A 20,270-nucleotide genomic window follows, 5' to 3' on the forward strand; every position below is an offset into this window, starting at 1 on the left:
TCACCATCGCCGTCGCTACACTGGCGCGCTGTGTCCACTCCGACGTTCTCCCGTCCGTCCCAGCCGATGATCGCCCCGTCAATCCTGTCCGCGGACTTCGCGAATCTGGCCGCCGAGGCCGCCGCGGTCGAAGGATGCGATTGGCTGCACGTCGACGTCATGGACGGCCACTTCGTGCCGAACCTCACGCTGGGTCTGCCGATCGTGCAGAGCCTGCTGAAGGCGACCGATATCCCGTTCGATTGCCATCTGATGATCGACGATCCGGGCCGCTGGGCCCCGAGCTACGCCGAGGCGGGCGCCTACAACGTCACCATTCACGCCGAGGCGACCGATGATCCGATCGCTGTCGCGCGCGATATCCGCGCCGCGGGCGGCCGGGCCGGGCTGTCGGTGAAGCCGAACACCCCGATCGAGCCGTACCTGGAAATCCTGCGCGAATTCGACACCCTGCTGGTGATGAGCGTGGAACCCGGTTTCGGCGGGCAGTCGTTCATCCCCGGCGTGCTGGAGAAGGCGCGGATCGTGCGCAACCTGGTCGACTCCGGCGAACTGCACCTGGTCGTCGAAATCGACGGCGGCATCAACGACGACACCATCGAGCAGGCCGCCGCGGCCGGGATCGATTGCTTCGTGGCCGGGTCGGCCGTCTACAACACGGCCGACCCCGGCGCCGCCGTACAGAAGCTGCGCAACCTGGCCACCTCGGCCTGGCTGCCGTAACTACAGGGAGCGGAGTCTGCGGGTGCCCAGCGCCCGCGCCGCGTCGATGACGGCCTGCACCGGCGGCCGCTGGTCGCCGGATTCGGGTTCCTGCACCCAGGTGCGGTAGCCGGTGCGCTCGTCGTCGGGGGAGGGCAGCACGATCTGGCTGCCCGTGCAGGCGACGGTCGCGTACAGGCGGAACAGTTCGGCCGACGCGGTCGCGGTGACGGAATCCGGTCGGCACGGGCCGGTGAGGAACGTCCAGCGCCGTGCGCGGGGGTGATCGACCACCGGACCCGCGATCGCGGCCTCGCGCAGTCGAGCCTGCACGCGCTCGCCCAGATCGCCGGGCATGGTGACCGCGCCGTAGTGCGCGCCGATCTGGAGCAGAATGCGGCGGGAATCGAAATCGATCTTGGCCGGCAGGTGCAGTTCTCGCCGATAACGCACGCAGCGCATTTCCAGCGTCGAATCGATCAATGTGCTCACGCGGCACCCCCACATATAGCGAACCTGTTGTGACCCACAGTGTTGTCTTCCTGGAGTGGTGGACTATCCCTGGGGCGAACTCCCGGAAGCCGCAGTGCTCCGGGCGATAATGTCTGGTGAACCTGCAGTTCCAGGGCCCGACATCTGGCTGAACAGCAGGAATCGTTGACGTAACAATATTGCGTCAACGGCGCGGCGGGCGCAAGCATTACACTCACCGTGTTTCCAGTTCGTAGTGGCGGGTAATACCAGGCTAAGGCAGCCTGATGAATGCCGGGGATCGGTTCGCCGAAAATTGGATTGAACGACAACCGCCGTATTGATTAACGGCGGTGTTGCTTCATGTCGATACACTTTTGCGACCGAATCGATGCGCTATCGATCGCTTTCGGTGATCAAGTGCTGCGCGCGGTCGGGTTCGGCCCCCGACCCGGGCTCACGACCCGCGCTACTAGGCTGTGCGACGAGCTGGGTGGCCTCGCGGGAATAGCAGCCACCCACCTGCTGTTGGGCCCAACGGGTACGGATGACGCGACAAGGGAGTCAGGCATGTTCACAGGGATCGTCGAGGAGCTCGGCGAGATCGTGGCCACCGAAGCGCTGATCGACGCCGCCCGGTTGACGATCCGCGGCAAGCTGGTGACTTCCGATGCCGGACACGGCGATTCGATCGCCGTCAACGGCGTCTGCCTCACCGTCGTCGACGTGATCGACGGCGACAGCTTCACCGTCGACGTCATGGACGAGACGTTGAAGCGCTCGAGCATCGGCGGCTTGGTCCCCGGATCGCCGGTCAACCTCGAGCGCGCGGCCGCGTTGAACAGCCGCCTCGGCGGTCACCTCGTGCAGGGCCACGTGGACGGCACCGGCACCGTGCTCCGGCGCACCCCGTCGCAGAACTGGGAGGTCGTGCGGATCTCGCTGCCGGATTCCATCGCGCGCTATGTGGTGGAGAAGGGCTCGATCACCGTCGACGGCGTTTCTCTCACCGTCTCCGCGCTCGGCATCGACGACGAACCGAACGCCGACGGATCCCGCGATTGGTTCGAGGTCTCCCTGATCCCGACCACCCTCGCCCTCACCGTTCTCGGCACCGCCCCCGTCGGCGCCACCGTGAACCTCGAGGTGGACGTCATCGCCAAGTACGTGGAACGCCTCGCTCAGCGAGGCTGACACCGATCGGCACCGGGCCTCACAGAACACCCCGAGGCCACGCCGTAATGTAGGAAGTCATTGCCATCCCCAGGGCAGTTTCTCGGCCGCCTCGATCTGGACTGACCAGCGGGTGCGACGAAGGAGTGCCCGCCGGGAGGGAAGATCGAGGCCCACCGGGCCGAGAAACCCGCGGCCCCGGCCGCCAAATATACGGAGCAAGCAGACGTGACCAGGTTGGACAGCATCGAGCGCGCGGTCGCCGATATCGCGGCCGGCAAGGCTGTTGTCGTCATCGACGACGAGGACCGGGAGAACGAAGGCGACCTCATCTTCGCGGCCGAGAAGGCCACCCCGGAGCTGGTCGCGTTCATGATCCGCTACACCTCCGGCTACATCTGCGTGCCGTTGACCGCCGACGACTGCGACCGGCTCGGCCTGCCCCCCGCGTACGCGATGAACCAGGACAAGCACGGCACCGCCTACACCGTCTCGGTGGATGCGCGCGAGGGCATCACCACCGGCATCTCCGGCGCCGACCGGGCCGTCACCATGCGCCTGCTGGCCAGCGCGCAGGCCAAGGCCGACGAGTTCACCCGCCCCGGCCATGTGGTGCCACTGCGCGCCAAGGACGGCGGCGTGCTGCGCAGGCCCGGCCACACCGAGGCCGCGGTCGATCTGGCCCGGATGGCCGGCTTGCGCCCCGCGGGCGTGATCTGCGAGATCGTCAGCCAGAAGGACGACGGGCACATGGCCCGCACCGACGAGCTGCGCGTGTTCGCCGACGAGCACAACCTGGCGATGATCTCGATCGCCGACATGATCGCCTGGCGGCGCAAGCACGAGAAGCATGTCGTGCGGGTGGCCGAAGCCCGTATTCCGACCGCGCACGGCGATTTCAAGGCCGTGGGCTACCAGAGCATCTTCGACGATGCCGAGCACGTCGCGCTGGTGCGCGGCGACATCGGTGACGGCGAGGACGTGCTGGTGCGCGTGCACTCGGAATGCCTGACCGGTGACGTCTTCGGCTCGCTGCGCTGCGATTGCGGTCCGCAGCTGGACGCGGCACTCGAGATGGTCGATCAGGAAGGGCGCGGCGTCGTCCTCTACATGCGCGGGCACGAGGGCCGTGGCATCGGCCTGATGCACAAACTGCAGGCCTACCAGTTGCAGGACACCGGCCGCGACACCGTCGACGCCAACCTCGATCTCGGCCTGCCCGCCGACGCCCGTGACTACGGCACCGGCGCGCAGATCCTGGTCGATCTCGGCATCCGCTCGATGCGCCTGCTCACCAACAATCCGGCCAAGCGGGTCGGCCTCGACGGCTACGGCCTCGCGATCACCGAGCGCGTCCCGATGCCGTTGCGCGCCAATGCCGAGAACCTGCACTACCTGCGTACCAAGCGGGATCGGATGGGCCACGACCTGGTCGGCCTCGACGATCTCGACCTCGGCGAAACCGCGCAGTGATCACTTCGTACGAAAGGCGGCAACGATGAGCGGCACAGGTGTTCCGAGCTTTGCCTTGGCGCAGGCCAAAGACGTCAAACTCGGCATCGTCGCCTCGCGCTGGCACACCGAGATCTGCGACACCCTGGTGGCGAATGCCGAACGGGTGGCCAAGGAAGCCGGCGTCGAACACGTGACCGTGGTGCGCTGCGCCGGCGCGATGGAGCTACCGGTCGTCGCGCAGGAGCTGGCGCGCACACACGATGCTGTCGTGGCCCTGGGTGTCGTGATCCGTGGTGGCACACCGCATTTCGAGTACGTGTGCGATGCGGTGACGGCCGGGCTGACCCGGGTGTCGCTCGATGCGGCCACCCCCGTCACCAACGGCGTGCTCACCACGAACGACGAGGAACAGGCGCGCGATCGGGCCGGGCTGCCCGGTTCGGCGGAGGACAAGGGCGAACAGGCCTGCGCCGCCGCACTCGACGCCGCGCTCACCTTGCGCGCGCTGCGATCGGTGTGACCGTGCCGGTGGTGCGGACGTGGCGTCGCAGTGCTCCCGAGCCCGACGCGGGCTGGGAGTTCCAGGTGCGTCCGCGCCGGGCGACCCGCACCGCCATCGTGGTCGCGATCGTCATCCTCGTCGCCTTCACCGCGGGCGGGCTGCTGCTGCGCACCGGGTCGACCGGGGTGAACTTCCGGGTCGCCGATCAGGTCGCGATGATCCTGATCGGGGTTGTCGGCGCGGGCGCGGTGCTGATGCTCACCCGTCCGCGAGTGCGCGCGGGCAGCCAGGGCGTCGGGGTGCGCAACATCCTGGGCGAGCAGGTGTACCCGTGGGCCTACATCCGCGGCGCGTCCTTCCCGGACCGCAAGGCATGGGCCCGTCTCGAACTGGCCGATGACGATTACGTCCCGATGCTGGCGATCCGTTCCAACGACAAGACCCACGCCGCCGACGCCATCGAGCGCGTCCGCGAACTCGGCGCCCGCTACGCCCCGCAGGACTGACTTCACCGAGCGTTGGCACCCGGAGCCGACTGATTGCCGGCAACGCTGCGGTCTGTGCGCCACCTAGTGGTGACGCACAGACCAGCGCATCAGCGGGTATCGCCGAGGACCGCTCCCTCGCGGCGCGGATCCGCACCGCCGATCCAGCCGTCCTTGCCGTTGTGCTGCAGGGCGCTGAGCCCGCTGGACTGCGGTGCCACCGACACCTGATGGCCCATTGCCCGCAGCTTCTCGACCAGCGGATCGTGGTCGCCGTTGTCGGTCGCATTGATGTCCGGGTGCTCACCGCCTACGCCGGTGACCGGCGTATTGCCGGCGCCGAACGACACCCCGGAGACTGCCTGTTGCGGGTCGAGACCCCAGTCCAGTGCATTGACCAGTGTTTTCACGACGAACTGGATGATCACCGAACCACCGGGTGAGCCCGTGACGAGCTTCAGTTCGCCACGGTCGCCCTTGTCGTCACGATCGAACACCAGGGTCGGGGCCATCGAACTGCGCGGGCGCTTGTTGGGCTGGAGGCGGTTGGCCACCGGTGTCCCATCGGGGTCGACAGGGTCGGCGGCGAAGTCGGTGAGCTGATTGTTGAGCACGAATCCGTCGACGAGATGGAAAGACCCGAACGCCGATTCGACCGTTGTGGTCATGGCGGCGGCGTTGCCGTACTTGTCGATCACGGAGATGTGGCTGGTGCCGTGCTCGGGCGGCTGCGGACCGTTGCCGAGGGGGACCGGCCCGAGGTTGCCGGGCTTGGCGGTTCCCATGCTGCGCTGCGGGTCGATCAGGGCCGACCGCTCCTTGAGGTACTGCGGGTGGACGAGTGAGAGTGCCGAATTACCCGGCAGCGGAACGAAATCCGGGTCGGCGACGTACTTGTTGCGATCGGCGTAGGCCAGCCGCTCCGCTTCGGAGATCAGGTGCACGGCCTGCGCGTCGGGGCGCCCGCCGTTGGCATCGAGTTCCTGGGGGCGTAGCGCGGGGATGTCGAAGTTGGCGAGGATGCCCAGGGTCGCGGCGACGGTGGTTCCGCCCGAGGACGGCGCGGGCATGCCGCACAGTTCGTACTTGCGATACCCGGTGCACAGCGCCGTGCGCTTCCTTGCCTCGTAATTCGCCAGGTCGGTGGTGGTCAGCGCGCTCGGGGTACGACCGCCCGCCGTGCTGCCCGCCGCCTCGACGATGTCCTGGGCGATGGCGCCGCTGTAGAAGGCTTTCGCGCCGTCGGTCGCGATCGCCGAGAGCGTTTTCGCCAGCGCCGGATTGGTGAGGACGGTGCCCGACTTCTTGGGCGCACCGTCGGCTTCGAGGAAGTAGCCGCGCGCGGCCTCGTCGGCGGCCAGGTCCTTCGCGGATTCGGCGATCTGGCCGGCCAGCCGTGGGCTGATCTCGAAACCGTTGTCGGACAGGCTGATCGCGGGATCGAACAGTTCCTTCCAGGCGCTCATCCCGTGTTCCTGGTGCGCGAGTTCGAGCATCCGCAGCACTCCGGGCACGCCGATGGATCGGCCGCTGGCCCGGGTGTTCGGCGCGGGTTCGGTGCGATCGGTGTCGCTGACCCAGCGCAGATAGTTCTCGGTCGCCGCGGCGGGGGCGGTCTCGCGGCCGTCGTAGGTGTCGACCGTGCGCGACTTCGCGTCGTAGTGCACCAGGAACGCGCCACCGCCGATGCCGGAGGCCTGCGGTTCGACCAGCCCGAGTACCGCCTGCGCGGTGACCAGCGCGTCGGCGGCGGTGCCACCCGCGCGCAGCACCCGGCACGCGGCCTCGGTGGCGATCGGATTGGCGGTCGAGACCGCGTAGGTACTGGTGCGCACCGCCGTCATATCCGAGCGATATCCCGACGAGATCTCAGGATTGGTGCTGAGGTTCTGCGAGGTCGGCGCACCCCCACCCGTCGCGGGCGCCGCGGACACCGGAGTGCCGTTGGGTGTGCTCGTACACTCGGCAGCCGTCTTCTCATCTGTCGAACAACCGGCCAGTACCCCCACCGCGAGCACTGCGGCCGTCGTGGCCCCGATCCACGTCCGTCGCCTTGGCGTCATGTAGGCAGCGTAACTCGCCGGTCCGACACCATTCGAGCTTTTTCCGCCGGGGCGCATGCCGCGGACCACCGCGACGATCTCGACGCCCGGATGACGAGTTCGCGAATCCTGGACTCCCCGGCCGGTTTCCGCCGGAGCCGCAGTCGCGGGCTGGCTACCCTGACTGATATGGACATCGATGCGGTGCTGTTCGACTACTCGGGCACGGTCTTCCGTTTGGAAGACGACCGGACCTGGGCCGACGAACTCGTCGGCGACGACGGAACACCCTTCGACATCGCGGCGAAAGCCGAAGTGCTGCGGCGGATGACGGCCCCGGTCGAGCAGTTCATGACCTTCGACGCGGCGGGCCAACACGCCTGGGACAACCGTGATCTCGACCCCGCCCTGCACCGCCACGCCTACCTGGAGGTGCTGCGCGGCTCCGGCGTTCCCGGCATTCAGGCGACCCGCCTCTACGAACGCCTCATCGACCCACTCACCTGGACTCCGTACCCCGACACCGGTACGGTCCTGGAATCCCTTGCCGCACAAGGAATTCCGGTCGGCATCGTCAGCAACATCGCCTTCGACATCCGCCCCGCCTTCGCGAAGCACGGCTGGACGGACCTGATCGGTGCGATGACCCTGTCCTACGAAGTAGGCGCCATCAAACCGAACGCCCAGATCTTCCGCGACGCCACCGACCGCCTCGGCGTCGACCCCGAGCGTGTCCTCATGATCGGCGACAGCACCGAAGCGGACGGTGGCGCCACCACCCTCGGCGCCCGCTTCGCCCTCGTCGACGCGGTCCCCACCATCGATCGCCCCCGCGCCCTCATCGACGCACTCGCCGAACACGGCATCCGAACTGCCGACTGACCGGAGCAGGTCAGCGTTCGCGGGTGAACCAGGTCCGGGCGGAGGGCCGAAGGAGCATCCCCGCGACCGCGCCATTGGCGACGACGCCGACCACACCCGGCGGCAGCCCGGTGAGAATGCCCGTCGACGACACCAGACACGCCAGCACCGCGACGCCGATCGTCGCCTTGCGCACCAGATCACCGCCCTGCCGGAACAGCAGCACCAGCGGAACCAGCGCGAAGGACGGCAGATACCCGGCGAGCAGCGGGCCGAGCGAGCCGCCCAGCGCCACCGTGATCGCGATCAGCACCACTCCGACGGCGGTGGCGACCGCGGCGATCAGCCGCGCTCCGCGCACCGTCCCCGGCATGACTCCGTGTGGGGACACCTCGTCGTCGTACAGGTCGTCGCCGGTTCGCGGCAGGGCGGGGGCATTGCTCATCGGACGTCCTTTCGGGCACATAATCCGAGCACTCACGCTACACAGGCGGGCGCACAGCCCACCCCAGCGACCTCGCTCGCTCCCTCGGCCGACGCCGGGGCGGCCATTATCGAGTTGGTTGCCGACCGCGCCGCCCATCGCATCGATGTAGGCCGAAGGTTGGCCGTAGGGCTGCTGCGCCGGTTGACGCCTCGGCGATGCGGTCCTGTCGGAGCCTCTCGCTAGGCTGGATGGGTGGCAGATCCCGCGACGTACCGGCCGGCGCCGGGCACGATTCCCGTCGAACCCGGTGTGTACAAATTCCGGGACGTGCACGGGCGGGTCATCTATGTGGGCAAGGCGAAGAGCCTGCGGAGTCGGCTGAATTCCTATTTCGCCGATGTGTACTCGCTGCATCCGCGCACCAAGCAGATGGTCACCACGGCGGCCGCTGTGGAGTGGACGGTGGTGTCCACCGAGGTGGAGGCGCTGCAGCTCGAGTACAACTGGATCAAGGAATTCGATCCGCGATTCAATGTGCGATACCGCGACGACAAGACCTACCCGGTACTGGCGGTGACTCTCAACGAGGAGTATCCGCGACTGTTCGTCTACCGGGGCGCCCGCAAGAAGGGCGTGCGCTACTTCGGCCCCTACGCGCACGCCTGGGCGATCCGCGAGACCCTCGACCTGTTGCTGCGGGTGTTCCCCGCGCGAACCTGCTCCAACGGAGTCTTCAAGCGGCACAGCCAGATCGGGCGTCCGTGCCTGCTCGGCTACATCGACAAGTGTTCCGCGCCGTGCGTGGGCCGGGTCAGCGCCGACGAGCACCGCCAGATCGTCGAGGACTTCTGCGACTTCCTGTCCGGCAAGACCGACAAGATGGTGCGCGCGCTCGAACGCCGCATGCACGAGGCCGCCGAAGACCTCGACTTCGAGAACGCCGCCCGCCTGCGCGACGACGTGCAGGCGCTACGCCGCGCCCTCGAAAAGCAGGCCGTGGTGCTCGGCACCGGCACCGACGCCGATGTGATCGCCTTCGCCACCGACGAACTCGAAGCCGCCGTCCAGATCTTCCACGTCCGCGACGGACGCGTTCGCGGCCAGCGCGGCTGGGTCGTCGACAAATCCGGTGACGCGCTCGACGTCGCGGAATCGGGAACCGAGATGGCGGCTCTGGTCGAACAGTTCCTCACCCAGTTCTACGGCGAGCAGGCCGCCATGGCGGACCAGAACGGTGACGCGGCCATCGTCGTCCCGAGGGAAGTGCTGGTCCCCGAATTGCCCGCCGACGCCGAGGAGATCGGGGAGTGGCTCAGCAAGATGCGCGGCTCCGCGGTGTCGCTGCGCATTCCGCAGCGTGGCGACAAGAAGGCACTCGCCGAGACGGTGCAGCGCAACGCCGCCGAGGCGCTGGCTCAGCACAAGCTCCGCCGCGCCGGTGACCTCACCTCGAGATCGCAAGCGCTGCAAGACATCCAGGACGCGCTCGAACTCGACAGTGCCCCGCTGCGGATCGAATGCGTCGACATCAGCCACGTGCAGGGCACCGACGTCGTGGCCTCGCTGGTGGTCTTCGAAGACGGTCTGGCCCGCAAGTCCGACTACCGCCACTACGCGATCAAGGAAGCCGCGGGCGACGGCCGCTCCGACGACGTCGGCAGCATCGCCGAGGTGACCCGCCGCCGCTTCGCGCGGCTGGCCCGCGACCGCGAACAACCCGTCGAGATCGAACCCGACGAGGTCGACGAACCCGCCTCGCGTCCCGGCATCGATCCCACCACCGGCCGGCCGCGCCGCTTCGCCTACCCGCCCAACCTTTACGTCGTCGACGGCGGCGCACCTCAGGTCGCCGCCGCCGCCGAGGTCCTCGACGAACTGGGCATCACCGATGTCGCGGTGATCGGCCTGGCCAAACGCCTCGAAGAGGTGTGGGTGCCCGGCGAAGCCGACCCGGTGATCATGCCGCGCAACAGCGAAGCGCTGTTCCTGCTGCAACGCGTGCGCGACGAAGCCCACCGCTTCGCCATCACCTTCCACCGCAGCAAACGCTCACGCCGGATGACAGCGTCGGCGCTGGACTCGGTGCCGGGCCTTGGCGAGACGAGGCGAACCGCCCTGGTCACCCACTTCGGCTCGGTCGCCAGGATCAAGGACGCGACTGTCGAGGAAATCACCTCGGTGCCCGGAATCGGGGTGTCGACGGCGAAAGCAGTGCTCGCGGCACTCAACAGTCCGTAGCCGCCGGCGGCCGGTATCGCAGGACGCAACATTGCGTGTGCCGTACGTTGTGTGTCTGCGCCCGATACCCGAACCGGTGCGGGATGATCGAAAGGCACCCAGAAACGGATCCGGTAGGACATGACACGCGTCGAATCGAATAACAATGCGGGGGCGGCACCCGGGCAATCCGGGACGGTCACCGACACACAGCAACCAGTAGAAGTGGTCATCGTGACCGGCTTGTCCGGCGCGGGCCGCGGCACTGCCGCGCGCGTGCTGGAGGACCTGGGCTGGTACGTGACCGACAACCTACCGCCCGAGCTGATCGGGCGGATGATCGAGCTGGGCGCCGCGGCCGACCCGCCGATCCGGCGGCTAGCGCTGGTCATGGACGTGCGCAGCCGGTTCTTCACCGGCGAGCTCTCCGGCGTCACCGAGCAGCTGCGCGGCGCGGGCATCCGCACCAGAGTGCTGTTCCTCGAGGCCTCCGACGACGTGCTGATCCGGCGGTTCGGCTTCGCCCGGCGCCGTCATCCGCTGCAGAGCGACAGCCCCGACGGGACGCTCTCGGCCGGTCTCACCGCCGAACGAGCCAGGCTCGCCCCGGTCAAGGGGGCCGCCGACCTCGTCATCGACACCACTGAGCTCTCGATCCACCAGCTGCACCGCAAGCTGGAGGAGGCATACGGCGCGGGCGCGCCAGCCGCACTGCAACTGACCGTGCAGTCGTTCGGCTTCAAGTACGGTGTTCCCCTCGACGCCGACATGGTGTTGGACGTGCGATTCCTGCCCAACCCGCATTGGATTCCGGAATTGCGGGAACACACAGGACAGGAGTCGGTGGTCAGCGACTACGTGCTGTCCAGGCCGGGTGCGCGGGACTACCTGCAGACCGGCAAACACCTGGTCGACCTGACCACGACCGGATACCGCCAAGAGGGGAAGCGATACATGACCGTGGCAGTGGGGTGCACCGGCGGCAAACATCGCAGCGTCGCTATCGCCGAGGCACTGGGTGAGCGCATCGGCGCCGATACCGGGCACGTGGCGGTGGACGTCGTGCGCGTCGTCCACCGGGATCTGGGGCGCGAATGAGTGGAATCGAAGCCGACCCAGCCGTCGTCGCGCTGGGCGGCGGACATGGGCTGTACGCGACATTGACGGCCGTGCGCAGGCTGACGAGGCAGATCACCGCCGTCGTCACCGTCGCCGACGACGGCGGGTCCTCCGGTCGGCTGCGCGCCGAGCTGGGCATGCTCCCACCGGGTGATCTGCGGATGGCCCTGGCAGCGCTGTCCGACGACGCCGACGGTGTGTGGACCACGACGGTGCAGCACCGCTTCGGCGGCACCGGCGCGCTCGCCGGGCACTCGGTGGGCAATCTGATCCTGGCCGGACTCACCGATATCCTCGGTGATCCGGTGGCCGCGCTCGACGAGGTGGGCAGGCTGCTGCGGATCACCGGCCGGGTGCTGCCGATGTCGCCGATTCCGCTCGACATCGAGGCCGAAGTATCGGGTCTGGAGTCGGATCCGCGGATCGGCCGGTGCGTGCGCGGTCAGGTTGCGGTGGCGACCACGCCGGGTAAGGTCCGGCGGGTGCGGCTGATTCCGTCCGATCCGCCTGCCAGCCCCGAGGCGACCTCGGCCATCGATGACGCGGATGTTGTTGTGCTGGGACCCGGTTCGTGGTTCACCAGCGTCATTCCGCATGTCCTGGTGCCGCAATTGCACGCGGCGCTGGTGCGCACGCGGGCACGCAAAGTGCTCGTTCTGAATCTGGCGGCGGAGCCCGGCGAGACGGCCGGCTTTTCCGCGGAGCGTCATCTGCATGTATTGTCCCAGCACGCACCGGATTTCGCGGTCGACGATGTGCTCGTCGACTCGGCATCGGTGCCCGAGGGGCGGCAACGGGAACATGTGGCAAGAGCCGCCGAACAGTTGCGTGCACGGGTAACGTTCTGCGATGTCGCCGAGCCGGGAACGGATCGGCATCATCCCGGAAAACTTGCCGCCGCACTGGATCAGCTGATCCGGTCGCCGCGGTCGCAACTGACTGGGCTTCGATTCGAGAGACGGCACAGTGCCTCAGATGTGCACAGTGTTCCAGATGAGCGTTCGGGGTCGGTGGGAAAGGAGCGCGTCTCGTGGCGATGACAGCCGAGGTGAAGGACGAGCTGAGCAGGCTCGTGGTGTCGCAGGTCAGCTCGCGCAAAGCGGAACTGTCGGCGTTGCTGCGGTTTGCGGGCGGTCTGCACATCGTAGGGGGCAGGGTGATCGTGGAAGCCGAGGTGGACATGGGTTCCATCGCCCGGCGACTGCGCAGAGAGATCTTCGAGCTGTACGGATACGGCTCCGACGTGCACGTGCTCGGCGCGGGCGGGTTGCGTAAGACCTCCCGCTATGTCGTGCGGGTGTCGAAGGAAGGCGAGGCGCTCGCGCGCCAGACCGGATTGCTCGACGTGCGCGGCCGCCCGGTGCGCGGGCTGCCCGCCCAGGTTGTCGGCGGCAGCATCGGTGACGCCGAAGCGGCATGGCGTGGCGCGTTTCTCGCGCACGGCTCGCTCACCGAGCCGGGTCGTTCCTCGGCGCTCGAGGTGAGCTGCCCCGGTCCGGAGGCCGCACTGGCGCTGGTCGGCGCGGCGCGCAGGCTCGGCATCACCGCGAAGGCGCGCGAGGTGCGCGGCACGGATCGGGTCGTGGTGCGTGACGGCGAGGCCATCGGCGCCCTGCTCACCCGGATGGGCGCGCAGGACACCAGGCTCACCTGGGAAGAACGGCGGATGCGCCGCGAGGTGCGGGCCACCGCCAACCGGCTCGCCAATTTCGACGACGCGAACCTGCGTCGTTCGGCGCGCGCGGCCGTCGCGGCGGCGGCCCGGGTCGAACGGGCGCTCGAGATCCTCGCCGACGATGTTCCCGAGCATCTCGCCGCGGCGGGCAGGCTCCGGGTGCAGCATCGGCAGGCCTCCCTGGAGGAACTCGGTCAGCTGGCCGAGCCGCCGATGACCAAAGACGCTGTCGCGGGCCGGATCCGGCGATTGCTGTCGATGGCCGACCGGCGCGCCAAGGACCTCGGCATCCCCGATACCGAGTCCGCGGTGACAGCCGAACTGCTCGACGACGCGTAGTAGGAACAGGCACAGGCTCCGCACGCCGAAAGGTGTGGCGAATCCGACGATTAGTGCAGAGCGGTCATACATGACCGCTCTGCCCTCTATTCTGGGGTCTCCGCAGGCCTGAGGCCGGGGAGCTCACAACTCACAGGTGGCTGTCGTGAAGGCTGGCGCGGCTACTACTGTGGTTACCGTCGGAATGAATCCGCTTGAAAGCTGAGGAGCGATAACGTGACTGTCCGGGTAGGTATCAACGGCTTCGGTCGTATCGGACGTAATTTCTTCCGTGCGGTGGAGGCGCTGAAGGCCGTCGGCGAGACCGATATCGAGATCGTCGCGGTCAACGACCTCACCGACATCAACACCCTCGCCACCCTGCTGAAGTACGACTCGATCCTGGGTCGTCTGCCGCAGGACGTCTCCGTCGAGGGCGACACCATCGTGGTCGGCGAGCAGCGCATCAAGGCGCTCGCGATCAAGGAAGGCCCCTCGGCACTGCCGTGGGCCGACCTGAACGTCGACGTGGTCGTCGAGTCGACCGGCATCTTCACCGCCGCAGAGAAGGCCAAGGGCCACCTGTCCGCCGGCGCCAAGAAGGTCATCATCTCCGCGCCTGCCACCGGCGACGACATCACCATCGTGATGGGCGTCAACGACGACAAGTACGACGGCACCCAGAACATCATCTCCAACGCGTCGTGCACCACGAACTGCCTGGGCCCGATCGCCAAGGTGCTCAACGACTCGTTCGGCATCGTGAACGGTCTGATGACGACCATTCACGCCTACACCCAGGACCAGAACCTGCAGGACGCGCCGCACAAGGACCTGCGTCGCGCCCGCGCCGCGGCCCTGAACATCGTGCCCACCGGCACCGGTGCCGCGAAGGCCATCGGCCTGGTGCTGCCCGAACTGCAGGGCAAGCTCGACGGCTACGCGCTGCGCGTTCCGGTCCCGACGGGCTCGGTCACCGACCTCACCGCCACCCTGGCGAAGCCGGCCACCATCGAAGAGATCAACGCCGCGATGAAGGCCGCCGCCGAGGGCCCGATGAAGGGCATCCTCAAGTACAACGAGGACCCGATCGTGTCCAGTGACATCGTCACCGACCCGCACTCGTCGATCTACGACGCACCGCTGACCAAGGTCATCGACAACCAGGTCAAGGTCGTCTCCTGGTACGACAACGAGTGGGGTTACTCGAACCGGCTGGCCAACCTGGTCGATCTCGTCGGCAAGTCGCTCTGAACGCGATGACTGTTCAGACACTGCAGGATCTCCTGGCCGAGGGTGTCGAGGGTCGGGGCGTGCTCGTACGCTCCGACCTGAACGTTCCCCTCGACGACAACGGTCAGATCACCGACCCGGGCCGCATCATCGCCTCGGTGCCCACCATTCAGGCGCTGGTCGAGGCCGGCGCCAAGGTGGTCGTGATGGCACACCTGGGCCGCCCCAAGGGCGAGCCCGACGCCAAGTTCTCCCTCGCCCCCGTGGCGGCGAAGCTGGCCGAGCTGCTGGGTCGCAACGTCCAGCTGGCCGGTGACGTGGTGGGCTACGACGCGCTCTCGCGCTCGGAGGGTCTCACCGACGGCGACGTGCTGCTGCTGGAGAACGTGCGCTTCGATCCGCGTGAGACCAGCAAGGACGAGTCGGCGCGGGCCAAGCTGGCCGCGGCGTTCGTCGAGCTGGTCGGCGACGACGGTGCGTTCGTCTCCGACGGTTTCGGCGTGGTGCACCGCGAGCAGGCGTCGGTCTACGACGTGGCCCAGCAGCTCCCGCACTACGCGGGCACGCTGGTCGCGGCCGAGGTCGAGGTGCTGCAGAAGCTCACCCAGGACCCGGCCCGCCCGTACGCGGTGGTGCTCGGTGGCTCCAAGGTCTCCGACAAGCTCGCGGTGATCGAGGCGCTGGCCCCCAAGGTCGACACCCTGGTGATCGGCGGCGGCATGTGCTTCACCTTCCTTGCCGCGCAAGGACTTCCGGTCGGTGGCTCGCTGCTGCAGGCCGAGATGATCGATACCTGCAAGGATCTGCTCGAGCGCTTCGGCGACGTGCTGCACCTGCCGGTCGACATCGTGGTGGCCGACAAGTTCGCGGCCGACGCCGATACCGAGACTGTCGCGTCGACCGAGATCCCCGACGGCTGGCTCGGCCTGGACATCGGCCCCGAGTCGGTGTCGCGGTTCTCCGCACTGCTCACCGAAGCGAAGACCGTGTTCTGGAACGGCCCGATGGGCGTGTTCGAGTTCGAGAAGTTCGCCGCGGGTACCCGTGGTGTCGCCGAAGCCATCGTGACCGCTACCTCCAAGGGTGCGTTCACGGTCGTCGGCGGCGGCGACTCGGCGGCCGCCGTGCGTGCGCTCGGCCTGCCCGACGACGGCTTCTCGCACATCTCCACCGGTGGCGGCGCTTCCCTGGAATACCTGGAAGGCAAAGAGCTGCCCGGTATTTCGGTGCTGGAGGGCTGAGCGATGGCAGCACGTAAACCGCTCATCGCGGGCAACTGGAAGATGAACCTCAACCACCTCGAGGCCATCTCGCTGGTGCAGAAGGTGGCGTTCGCGCTGCCCGAGAAGTACTTCGCGAAGGTCGACGTGACGGTGATCCCGCCGTTCACCGATCTGCGCAGTGTGCAGTCGATCGTCGACGGCGACAAGCTCCTGATCACCTACGGTGCCCAGGATGTCTCGGCGCACGACTCCGGCGCCTACACCGGCGAGATCAGCGGGTCGATGCTGGCCAAGCTCGGCTGCACCTTCGTGGTGGTCGGGCACTCGGAGCGTCGTCAGTACCACCACGAGGACGACGCGACCGTGCTGGCCAAGGCCAAGCAGGCGCTGAAGAACGAGATCACTCCGATCGTCTGCATCGGTGAGGGTCTCGGCGTCCGCGAGGCGGGCACGCACGTCGAGTACAACCTCGAGCAGCTGCGCGGTTCGCTCAAAGGCCTGACGGCGGAACAGATTTCGCAGGTAGTCATCGCCTACGAGCCGGTCTGGGCCATCGGCACCGGCAAGGTCGCCTCGGCAGCCGACGCGCAGGAAGTGTGCGGTGCGATCCGCGGCGAGCTGGAGAAGCTGGCTTCCCCGGAAGTCGCCGCCGGTGTGCGCGTGCTCTACGGCGGCTCGGTGAACGCCAAGAACATCGGCGAACTGATTCGTCAGACCGACATCGACGGCGCGCTGGTCGGCGGTGCATCGCTCAAGGGTGACGAGTTCGCCACCCTGTCGGCGATCGCCGCGGGTGGTCCGCTGCCCTGATCGGGCACTGAACATCGAAGGGCCGGAAACCGTGTGGTTTCCGGCCCTTCGCTTTGTGCACAGGTGCCGCTACTGCGCGTGCAGGATCAGGCCGTAACCGTTGTCGTTGCGCAGGGTGAGGGTGTCGGCGTCGATGGTGGCGGTGGTTCGGCCGTCCAGCGCGCGCAGCACGTTCTGCTCGACCTCCATCACCTCCGGCTGGCACATCATCCTGGTGGTGGCGACGGCGAAGTTCACCGCGTCGCCGGGGCCGACACCCGCGGTGCCGGTGATCCGGTTGCAGCCCGCCGAGCCGCTGACAGTGCCGCCGTCACCGATGGTGAGATTCGGGCTCACCTCGTCGAGCGTCGTCGAGCGGACCTGCGCGTCCGGGGTGAGCATGGTGGTGACCACCCACGCGGTGCCGGTCAGCGGCTTGTCGGGAGACACGATCTTCTTGTCGGTGAGATAGATGGTGACGGACTTGCCCGTCAGCGTCAGTCGATCACCGTCGAGGCGCCAGGCGGGGTCGGATTCCAGGAAGTTGCTCTGCCAGGCGTCGGCGCGTTCACGGTCGCCGGGACATGCCATGAGAGTGCTTGCCAGCGGCGAGGTGTGCAGGATGTGGTTGCTCAGGTCGACAGTGCCGCCCGCGGAGTTGCAGCCGGAGTTCGCCGAGATCCGTCCGTCGGTGAAGCTGAGCGTCATCGGGCCGCCGCCCGGGATCTCGTCGCCGACGACCTCGGTGGAGACGTAGGTATGGCCCATCGGCGTGGCAGTGTCGTCCACCGGATCCTTCTCGGTCGATCCGCACCCGGTCGCCACCAGGCCGACCAGGGCGAGCAGGGCGGCCAGAGGACGAGGTGATATCCGCATGGAGCCGATGGTACGGACCGCCCCGAGCACCGCTCGTCGATGTTCGGGGCGGGTCGCGATCCGGCGGGGAACTACTTGCCCGCGTCGCCCGTGCAGCTGGCGCTGGCGAGCTGACCGGTGGCCTGATCCTCGGCGATCACCTTGCCGCCGACCGTGATCTTGCAGGACACCGTTCCGCCGTCGATGCCCGACATGACACTCAGCGACACGAACTTCACCAGCCCGGTGATCGTCACGTCCTTGGACCACGGCAGCGCGGTATCGGATTCGGTGACCACGTCCAGGCTGCCATCGGTGTAGATGACCGTGGACGTGCCGGTTCCGCCGGCCTGATAGGAGACGGTGACCTCCCGGCTCACCTCGTTCTCGATCTCATTGGCGACCGTGCCGACGAGCGCGACGCATCCGCCGACGACCAGCAGCAGGACCACCAGCACCCCGCCGAGCACCCATGGCCACACCTTCTTCTTGCGCGGCGGCTGCGGGTAACCACCCTGGGGCGGGTAGCCACCTTGCTGCGGGTAGCCACCCGAGGGCTGCTGGCCGTAAGGCGGCGGTTGCTGGCCATAAGGCTGCTGCGGATGGCCGGGTGGGACAGTCATGCGATTTCCTCCGTGTCGTGCAGGCCCGCCGAACGAAACGGGAGCTCTGTACTGATCGCTCGAAAGCGACCAGAAGATAACACCGCATCGAATATTCGCTCTTCTATTGTCTTGTGCCACAGTATTTCTGACCGATCACGGGGACCTGTCGCGGAAGCCGTCGCCGCCGTCGTTCCGCGGTCTCGGCAGGGTGCGCCGGCCGGGGATCGGCAGTCGCCAGGGATATGCTCGACCGGTGGGCACAGTGGCGGCGGAGCGGATCTCGACCTGGGCTCCGTTGCGTTCACCGGTGTTCCGAGCGCTGTGGATCGCCCAGCTCGTGTCGAATCTGGGCACGTGGATGCAGACGGTCGGCGCGCAGTGGATCCTCGTGGATCAGCCGAACGCCGCGGCACTGGTGTCGTTCGTGCAGACCGCGCTCGCCCTGCCGGTGATGTTGCTGTCGATCCCCTCCGGCGTGCTGGCCGACCTGGTCGACCGGCGCAGGCTGCTGATCGGCGCGCAGACCGGGATGGCGGTCGCCTCGCTCACCCTCACCGTCTTCACCGCCACCGGCCACACCACGCCCGCGGTTCTGCTCAGTCTGCTGTTCCTGCTCGGCTGTGGGCAGGCGCTCACCGCGCCCGCCTGGCAGGCGGTACAGCCCGAGCTGGTGCCGCGCGACCAGATCACCTCGGCGGCGGCGCTGGGCAGCATGAGTGTCAACATCGGTCGAGCGGTCGGGCCCGCGGTGGCGGGTGTGATCGTGTCGATCGCCGGGCCGACCGTGGTGTTCGGGTTCAACACGGTGTCGTTCGTCGGCATCGTCGCGGTGCTGCTGGTGTCGAAGTGGCCGACGCGAACGAGTCCGCTGCCCAGCGAACGGCCCCTCGCGGCGTTGCAGGCGGGCACCCGCTTCATTCGAGCCGCCCCCGCGATCCGACGGGTGCTGTTCCGCGCGATCCTGTTCATCGCTCCCGCCAGCGCGGTGTGGTCGCTGCTGCCGGTGATCGCCCACGACCGACTCGGCCTGTCGTCCTCCGGCTACGGTCTGCTGCTCGGCGCGCTCGGGCTCGGCGCGGTGTGTGGCGCGCTCGGTTTGTCACGCCTGCGGGTCCTGTTCACCCCCACCCAGCGGCTCGCGCTCGCGGCGGTCCTGTTCGGCATGGGTGCGGTCGCGACCGCACTGGTCCACCACGAGGTGGTGGTGCTCGTGTTGCTGGTGGGATCCGGCCTCGCGTGGTTGCTGGCGATGGCGACGCTGAACTCGACCATGCAGCTGCTGTTGCCCGCCTGGGTGCGCGCCCGTGGGCTGTCGGTGTACATGCTGGTGTTCATGGGTGGGCAGGCCATCGGTTCCCTGCTCTGGGGCCTGGTCGCCGGTGCTTACGGCGCAGTGACGGCACTGTTGATCGCGGCTGCGCTGCTGGCGGGCTGCGCCGTGAGCACCCTGTGGTGGCCGATCCGGCACAACGTCGAGGAGATCGACCTCTCCCCGGCGGCGTTCTGGCCCGAACCGCAACTCGTCGTCGAACCCGAACCCGAGGACGGCCCCGTCCTGGTGATGCGCGGCTACGACGTGCCACCCGCCGACGTCGCCGCCTTCACCGACTCGATGGCGCTGGTCGGGCGATCGAGGCAGCGCACGGGCGCGATGGAATGGCGGCTCTACCGCGATGTCGGCACCGTCGACCGCTTCGTCGAAGCCTTCGTCGTACGGTCCTGGGCCGAGCACATGCACCAGCACCAGGTGCGCCTCACCGCCCGTGACCGGGAAATAGAAGAGACTGTCGCCCAGTACTCCGCAGGCCCCCACACGGTCTCACACCTGGTCGCAGTCGAGCCTGGTTAGACCAGTCGGTCCCACACCACCTAGGATGAACCTCATGTCGCTGTTCCTCGATATCCTCCTTGTGATCACCAGCTTGCTGTTGGTGCTGCTGGTGCTGCTGCACCGCGCCAAGGGTGGCGGCTTGTCCAGCCTCTTCGGTGGCGGCGTCCAGTCGAGCCTGTCCGGCTCCACCGTCGTCGAGAAGAACCTCGACCGCATCACCATCTTCGTCGGCATCGTCTGGTTCATCGCGATCCTCGGCATCGGCCTCGAGATCAAGTTCGCCTGAC

General features: G+C 67.8%; 20 protein-coding genes. 15 read left to right on the forward strand and 5 right to left on the reverse strand.

The window, feature by feature from the left end; genetic code table 11:
• The first annotated feature begins 66 nt into the window (after positions 1-66).
• Positions 67-723: a ribulose-phosphate 3-epimerase gene (rpe, locus tag ACFVJ5_RS01360; protein WP_378628313.1), complete on the forward strand. Its 657-nt coding sequence runs from the start codon at positions 67-69 to the stop codon at positions 721-723.
• Here rpe and ACFVJ5_RS01365 read toward each other — a convergent pair whose 3' ends face one another.
• Positions 724-1,194: a hypothetical protein gene (locus ACFVJ5_RS01365; protein ID WP_379217937.1), complete on the reverse strand. Its 471-nt coding sequence runs from the start codon at positions 1,192-1,194 to the stop codon at positions 724-726.
• A 549-nt stretch (positions 1,195-1,743) separates the two neighbouring features.
• On the opposite strand from ACFVJ5_RS01365, the gene ACFVJ5_RS01370 reads away from it, so the two are divergent.
• The 4 genes from ACFVJ5_RS01370 to ACFVJ5_RS01385 all read left to right on the forward strand — a co-directional run bounded on the left by ACFVJ5_RS01370 (position 1,744) and on the right by ACFVJ5_RS01385 (position 4,809).
• Positions 1,744-2,367, forward strand: a complete 624-nt coding sequence (locus ACFVJ5_RS01370; protein ID WP_379217939.1) for a riboflavin synthase — start codon at positions 1,744-1,746, stop codon at positions 2,365-2,367.
• A 207-nt stretch (positions 2,368-2,574) separates the two neighbouring features.
• A complete protein-coding gene (locus tag ACFVJ5_RS01375) occupies positions 2,575-3,819 on the forward strand; it encodes a bifunctional 3,4-dihydroxy-2-butanone-4-phosphate synthase/GTP cyclohydrolase II (RefSeq protein WP_378627050.1) in 1,245 nt (414 codons plus the stop codon).
• 25 nt (positions 3,820-3,844) lie between these two features.
• Positions 3,845-4,321: a 6,7-dimethyl-8-ribityllumazine synthase gene (ribH, locus tag ACFVJ5_RS01380; protein ID WP_378627052.1), complete on the forward strand. Its 477-nt coding sequence runs from the start codon at positions 3,845-3,847 to the stop codon at positions 4,319-4,321.
• A 2-nt stretch (positions 4,322-4,323) separates the two neighbouring features.
• A complete protein-coding gene (locus ACFVJ5_RS01385; RefSeq protein WP_170112326.1) occupies positions 4,324-4,809 on the forward strand; it encodes a PH domain-containing protein in 486 nt (161 codons plus the stop codon).
• An 89-nt stretch (positions 4,810-4,898) separates the two neighbouring features.
• Here ACFVJ5_RS01385 and ggt read toward each other — a convergent pair whose 3' ends face one another.
• A complete protein-coding gene (gene ggt, locus ACFVJ5_RS01390; RefSeq protein ID WP_379217941.1) occupies positions 4,899-6,851 on the reverse strand; it encodes a gamma-glutamyltransferase in 1,953 nt (650 codons plus the stop codon).
• Positions 6,852-7,019: 168 nt separating this feature from the next.
• Here ggt and ACFVJ5_RS01395 point away from each other — a divergent pair, with 168 nt between their 5' ends.
• Positions 7,020-7,712, forward strand: a complete 693-nt coding sequence (locus ACFVJ5_RS01395) for an HAD family hydrolase (RefSeq protein WP_379217942.1) — start codon at positions 7,020-7,022, stop codon at positions 7,710-7,712.
• Between the two features lie 10 nt (positions 7,713-7,722).
• Here the strand turns inward: ACFVJ5_RS01395 and ACFVJ5_RS01400 are convergent, their stop codons facing one another.
• Positions 7,723-8,136, reverse strand: coding sequence for a hypothetical protein (locus tag ACFVJ5_RS01400; RefSeq protein ID WP_379217944.1), 414 nt, complete (start codon positions 8,134-8,136; stop codon positions 7,723-7,725).
• 234 nt (positions 8,137-8,370) lie between these two features.
• Here ACFVJ5_RS01400 and uvrC point away from each other — a divergent pair, with 234 nt between their 5' ends.
• The 7 genes from uvrC (at position 8,371) to tpiA (ending at position 16,713) form a co-directional block, all read left to right on the forward strand.
• Positions 8,371-10,356, forward strand: coding sequence for an excinuclease ABC subunit UvrC (uvrC, locus tag ACFVJ5_RS01405; protein WP_378627060.1), 1,986 nt, complete (start codon positions 8,371-8,373; stop codon positions 10,354-10,356).
• 120 nt (positions 10,357-10,476) lie between these two features.
• A complete protein-coding gene (rapZ, locus tag ACFVJ5_RS01410; protein WP_358062678.1) occupies positions 10,477-11,433 on the forward strand; it encodes an RNase adapter RapZ in 957 nt (318 codons plus the stop codon).
• On the forward strand, positions 11,430-12,494 hold the full coding sequence (gene yvcK / locus ACFVJ5_RS01415; protein WP_379217946.1) for a uridine diphosphate-N-acetylglucosamine-binding protein YvcK: 1,065 nt from the start codon (positions 11,430-11,432) through the stop codon (positions 12,492-12,494). Before rapZ ends, yvcK begins: the two co-directional genes overlap by 4 nt.
• Positions 12,485-13,468, forward strand: coding sequence for a DNA-binding protein WhiA (whiA, locus tag ACFVJ5_RS01420; protein ID WP_056810477.1), 984 nt, complete (start codon positions 12,485-12,487; stop codon positions 13,466-13,468). The genes yvcK and whiA overlap by 10 nt, the downstream gene beginning before the upstream one ends.
• A 216-nt stretch (positions 13,469-13,684) precedes the next feature.
• Positions 13,685-14,701 (forward strand): type I glyceraldehyde-3-phosphate dehydrogenase, encoded by a 1,017-nt coding sequence (gap, locus tag ACFVJ5_RS01425; protein WP_379217948.1) that lies wholly within the window; start codon positions 13,685-13,687, stop codon positions 14,699-14,701.
• Positions 14,702-14,706: 5 nt separating this feature from the next.
• Complete coding sequence (locus ACFVJ5_RS01430) at positions 14,707-15,921, forward strand: phosphoglycerate kinase (RefSeq protein ID WP_379217950.1); 1,215 nt, start codon at positions 14,707-14,709, stop codon at positions 15,919-15,921.
• Positions 15,922-15,924: 3 nt separating this feature from the next.
• A complete protein-coding gene (gene tpiA / locus ACFVJ5_RS01435; protein WP_378627069.1) occupies positions 15,925-16,713 on the forward strand; it encodes a triose-phosphate isomerase in 789 nt (262 codons plus the stop codon).
• Between the two features lie 69 nt (positions 16,714-16,782).
• Here tpiA and ACFVJ5_RS01440 read toward each other — a convergent pair whose 3' ends face one another.
• Both ACFVJ5_RS01440 and ACFVJ5_RS01445 read right to left on the reverse strand, forming a co-directional pair.
• Positions 16,783-17,568, reverse strand: coding sequence for an META domain-containing protein (locus ACFVJ5_RS01440; protein ID WP_379217952.1), 786 nt, complete (start codon positions 17,566-17,568; stop codon positions 16,783-16,785).
• Between the two features lie 71 nt (positions 17,569-17,639).
• Entirely contained in the window at positions 17,640-18,170 is a 531-nt protein-coding gene (locus ACFVJ5_RS01445; RefSeq protein WP_378627072.1) for an MmpS family transport accessory protein, read from the reverse strand.
• 235 nt (positions 18,171-18,405) lie between these two features.
• On the opposite strand from ACFVJ5_RS01445, the gene ACFVJ5_RS01450 reads away from it, so the two are divergent.
• On the forward strand, positions 18,406-20,001 hold the full coding sequence (locus tag ACFVJ5_RS01450) for an MFS transporter (RefSeq protein WP_379217954.1): 1,596 nt from the start codon (positions 18,406-18,408) through the stop codon (positions 19,999-20,001).
• 34 nt (positions 20,002-20,035) lie between these two features.
• A complete protein-coding gene (gene secG, locus ACFVJ5_RS01455; RefSeq protein ID WP_101468684.1) occupies positions 20,036-20,269 on the forward strand; it encodes a preprotein translocase subunit SecG in 234 nt (77 codons plus the stop codon).
• Position 20,270: the final 1 nt, after the last annotated feature.

This window comes from Nocardia sp. NPDC127606 (assembly GCF_042671725.1).
GTDB lineage: Bacteria > Actinomycetota > Actinomycetes > Mycobacteriales > Mycobacteriaceae > Nocardia.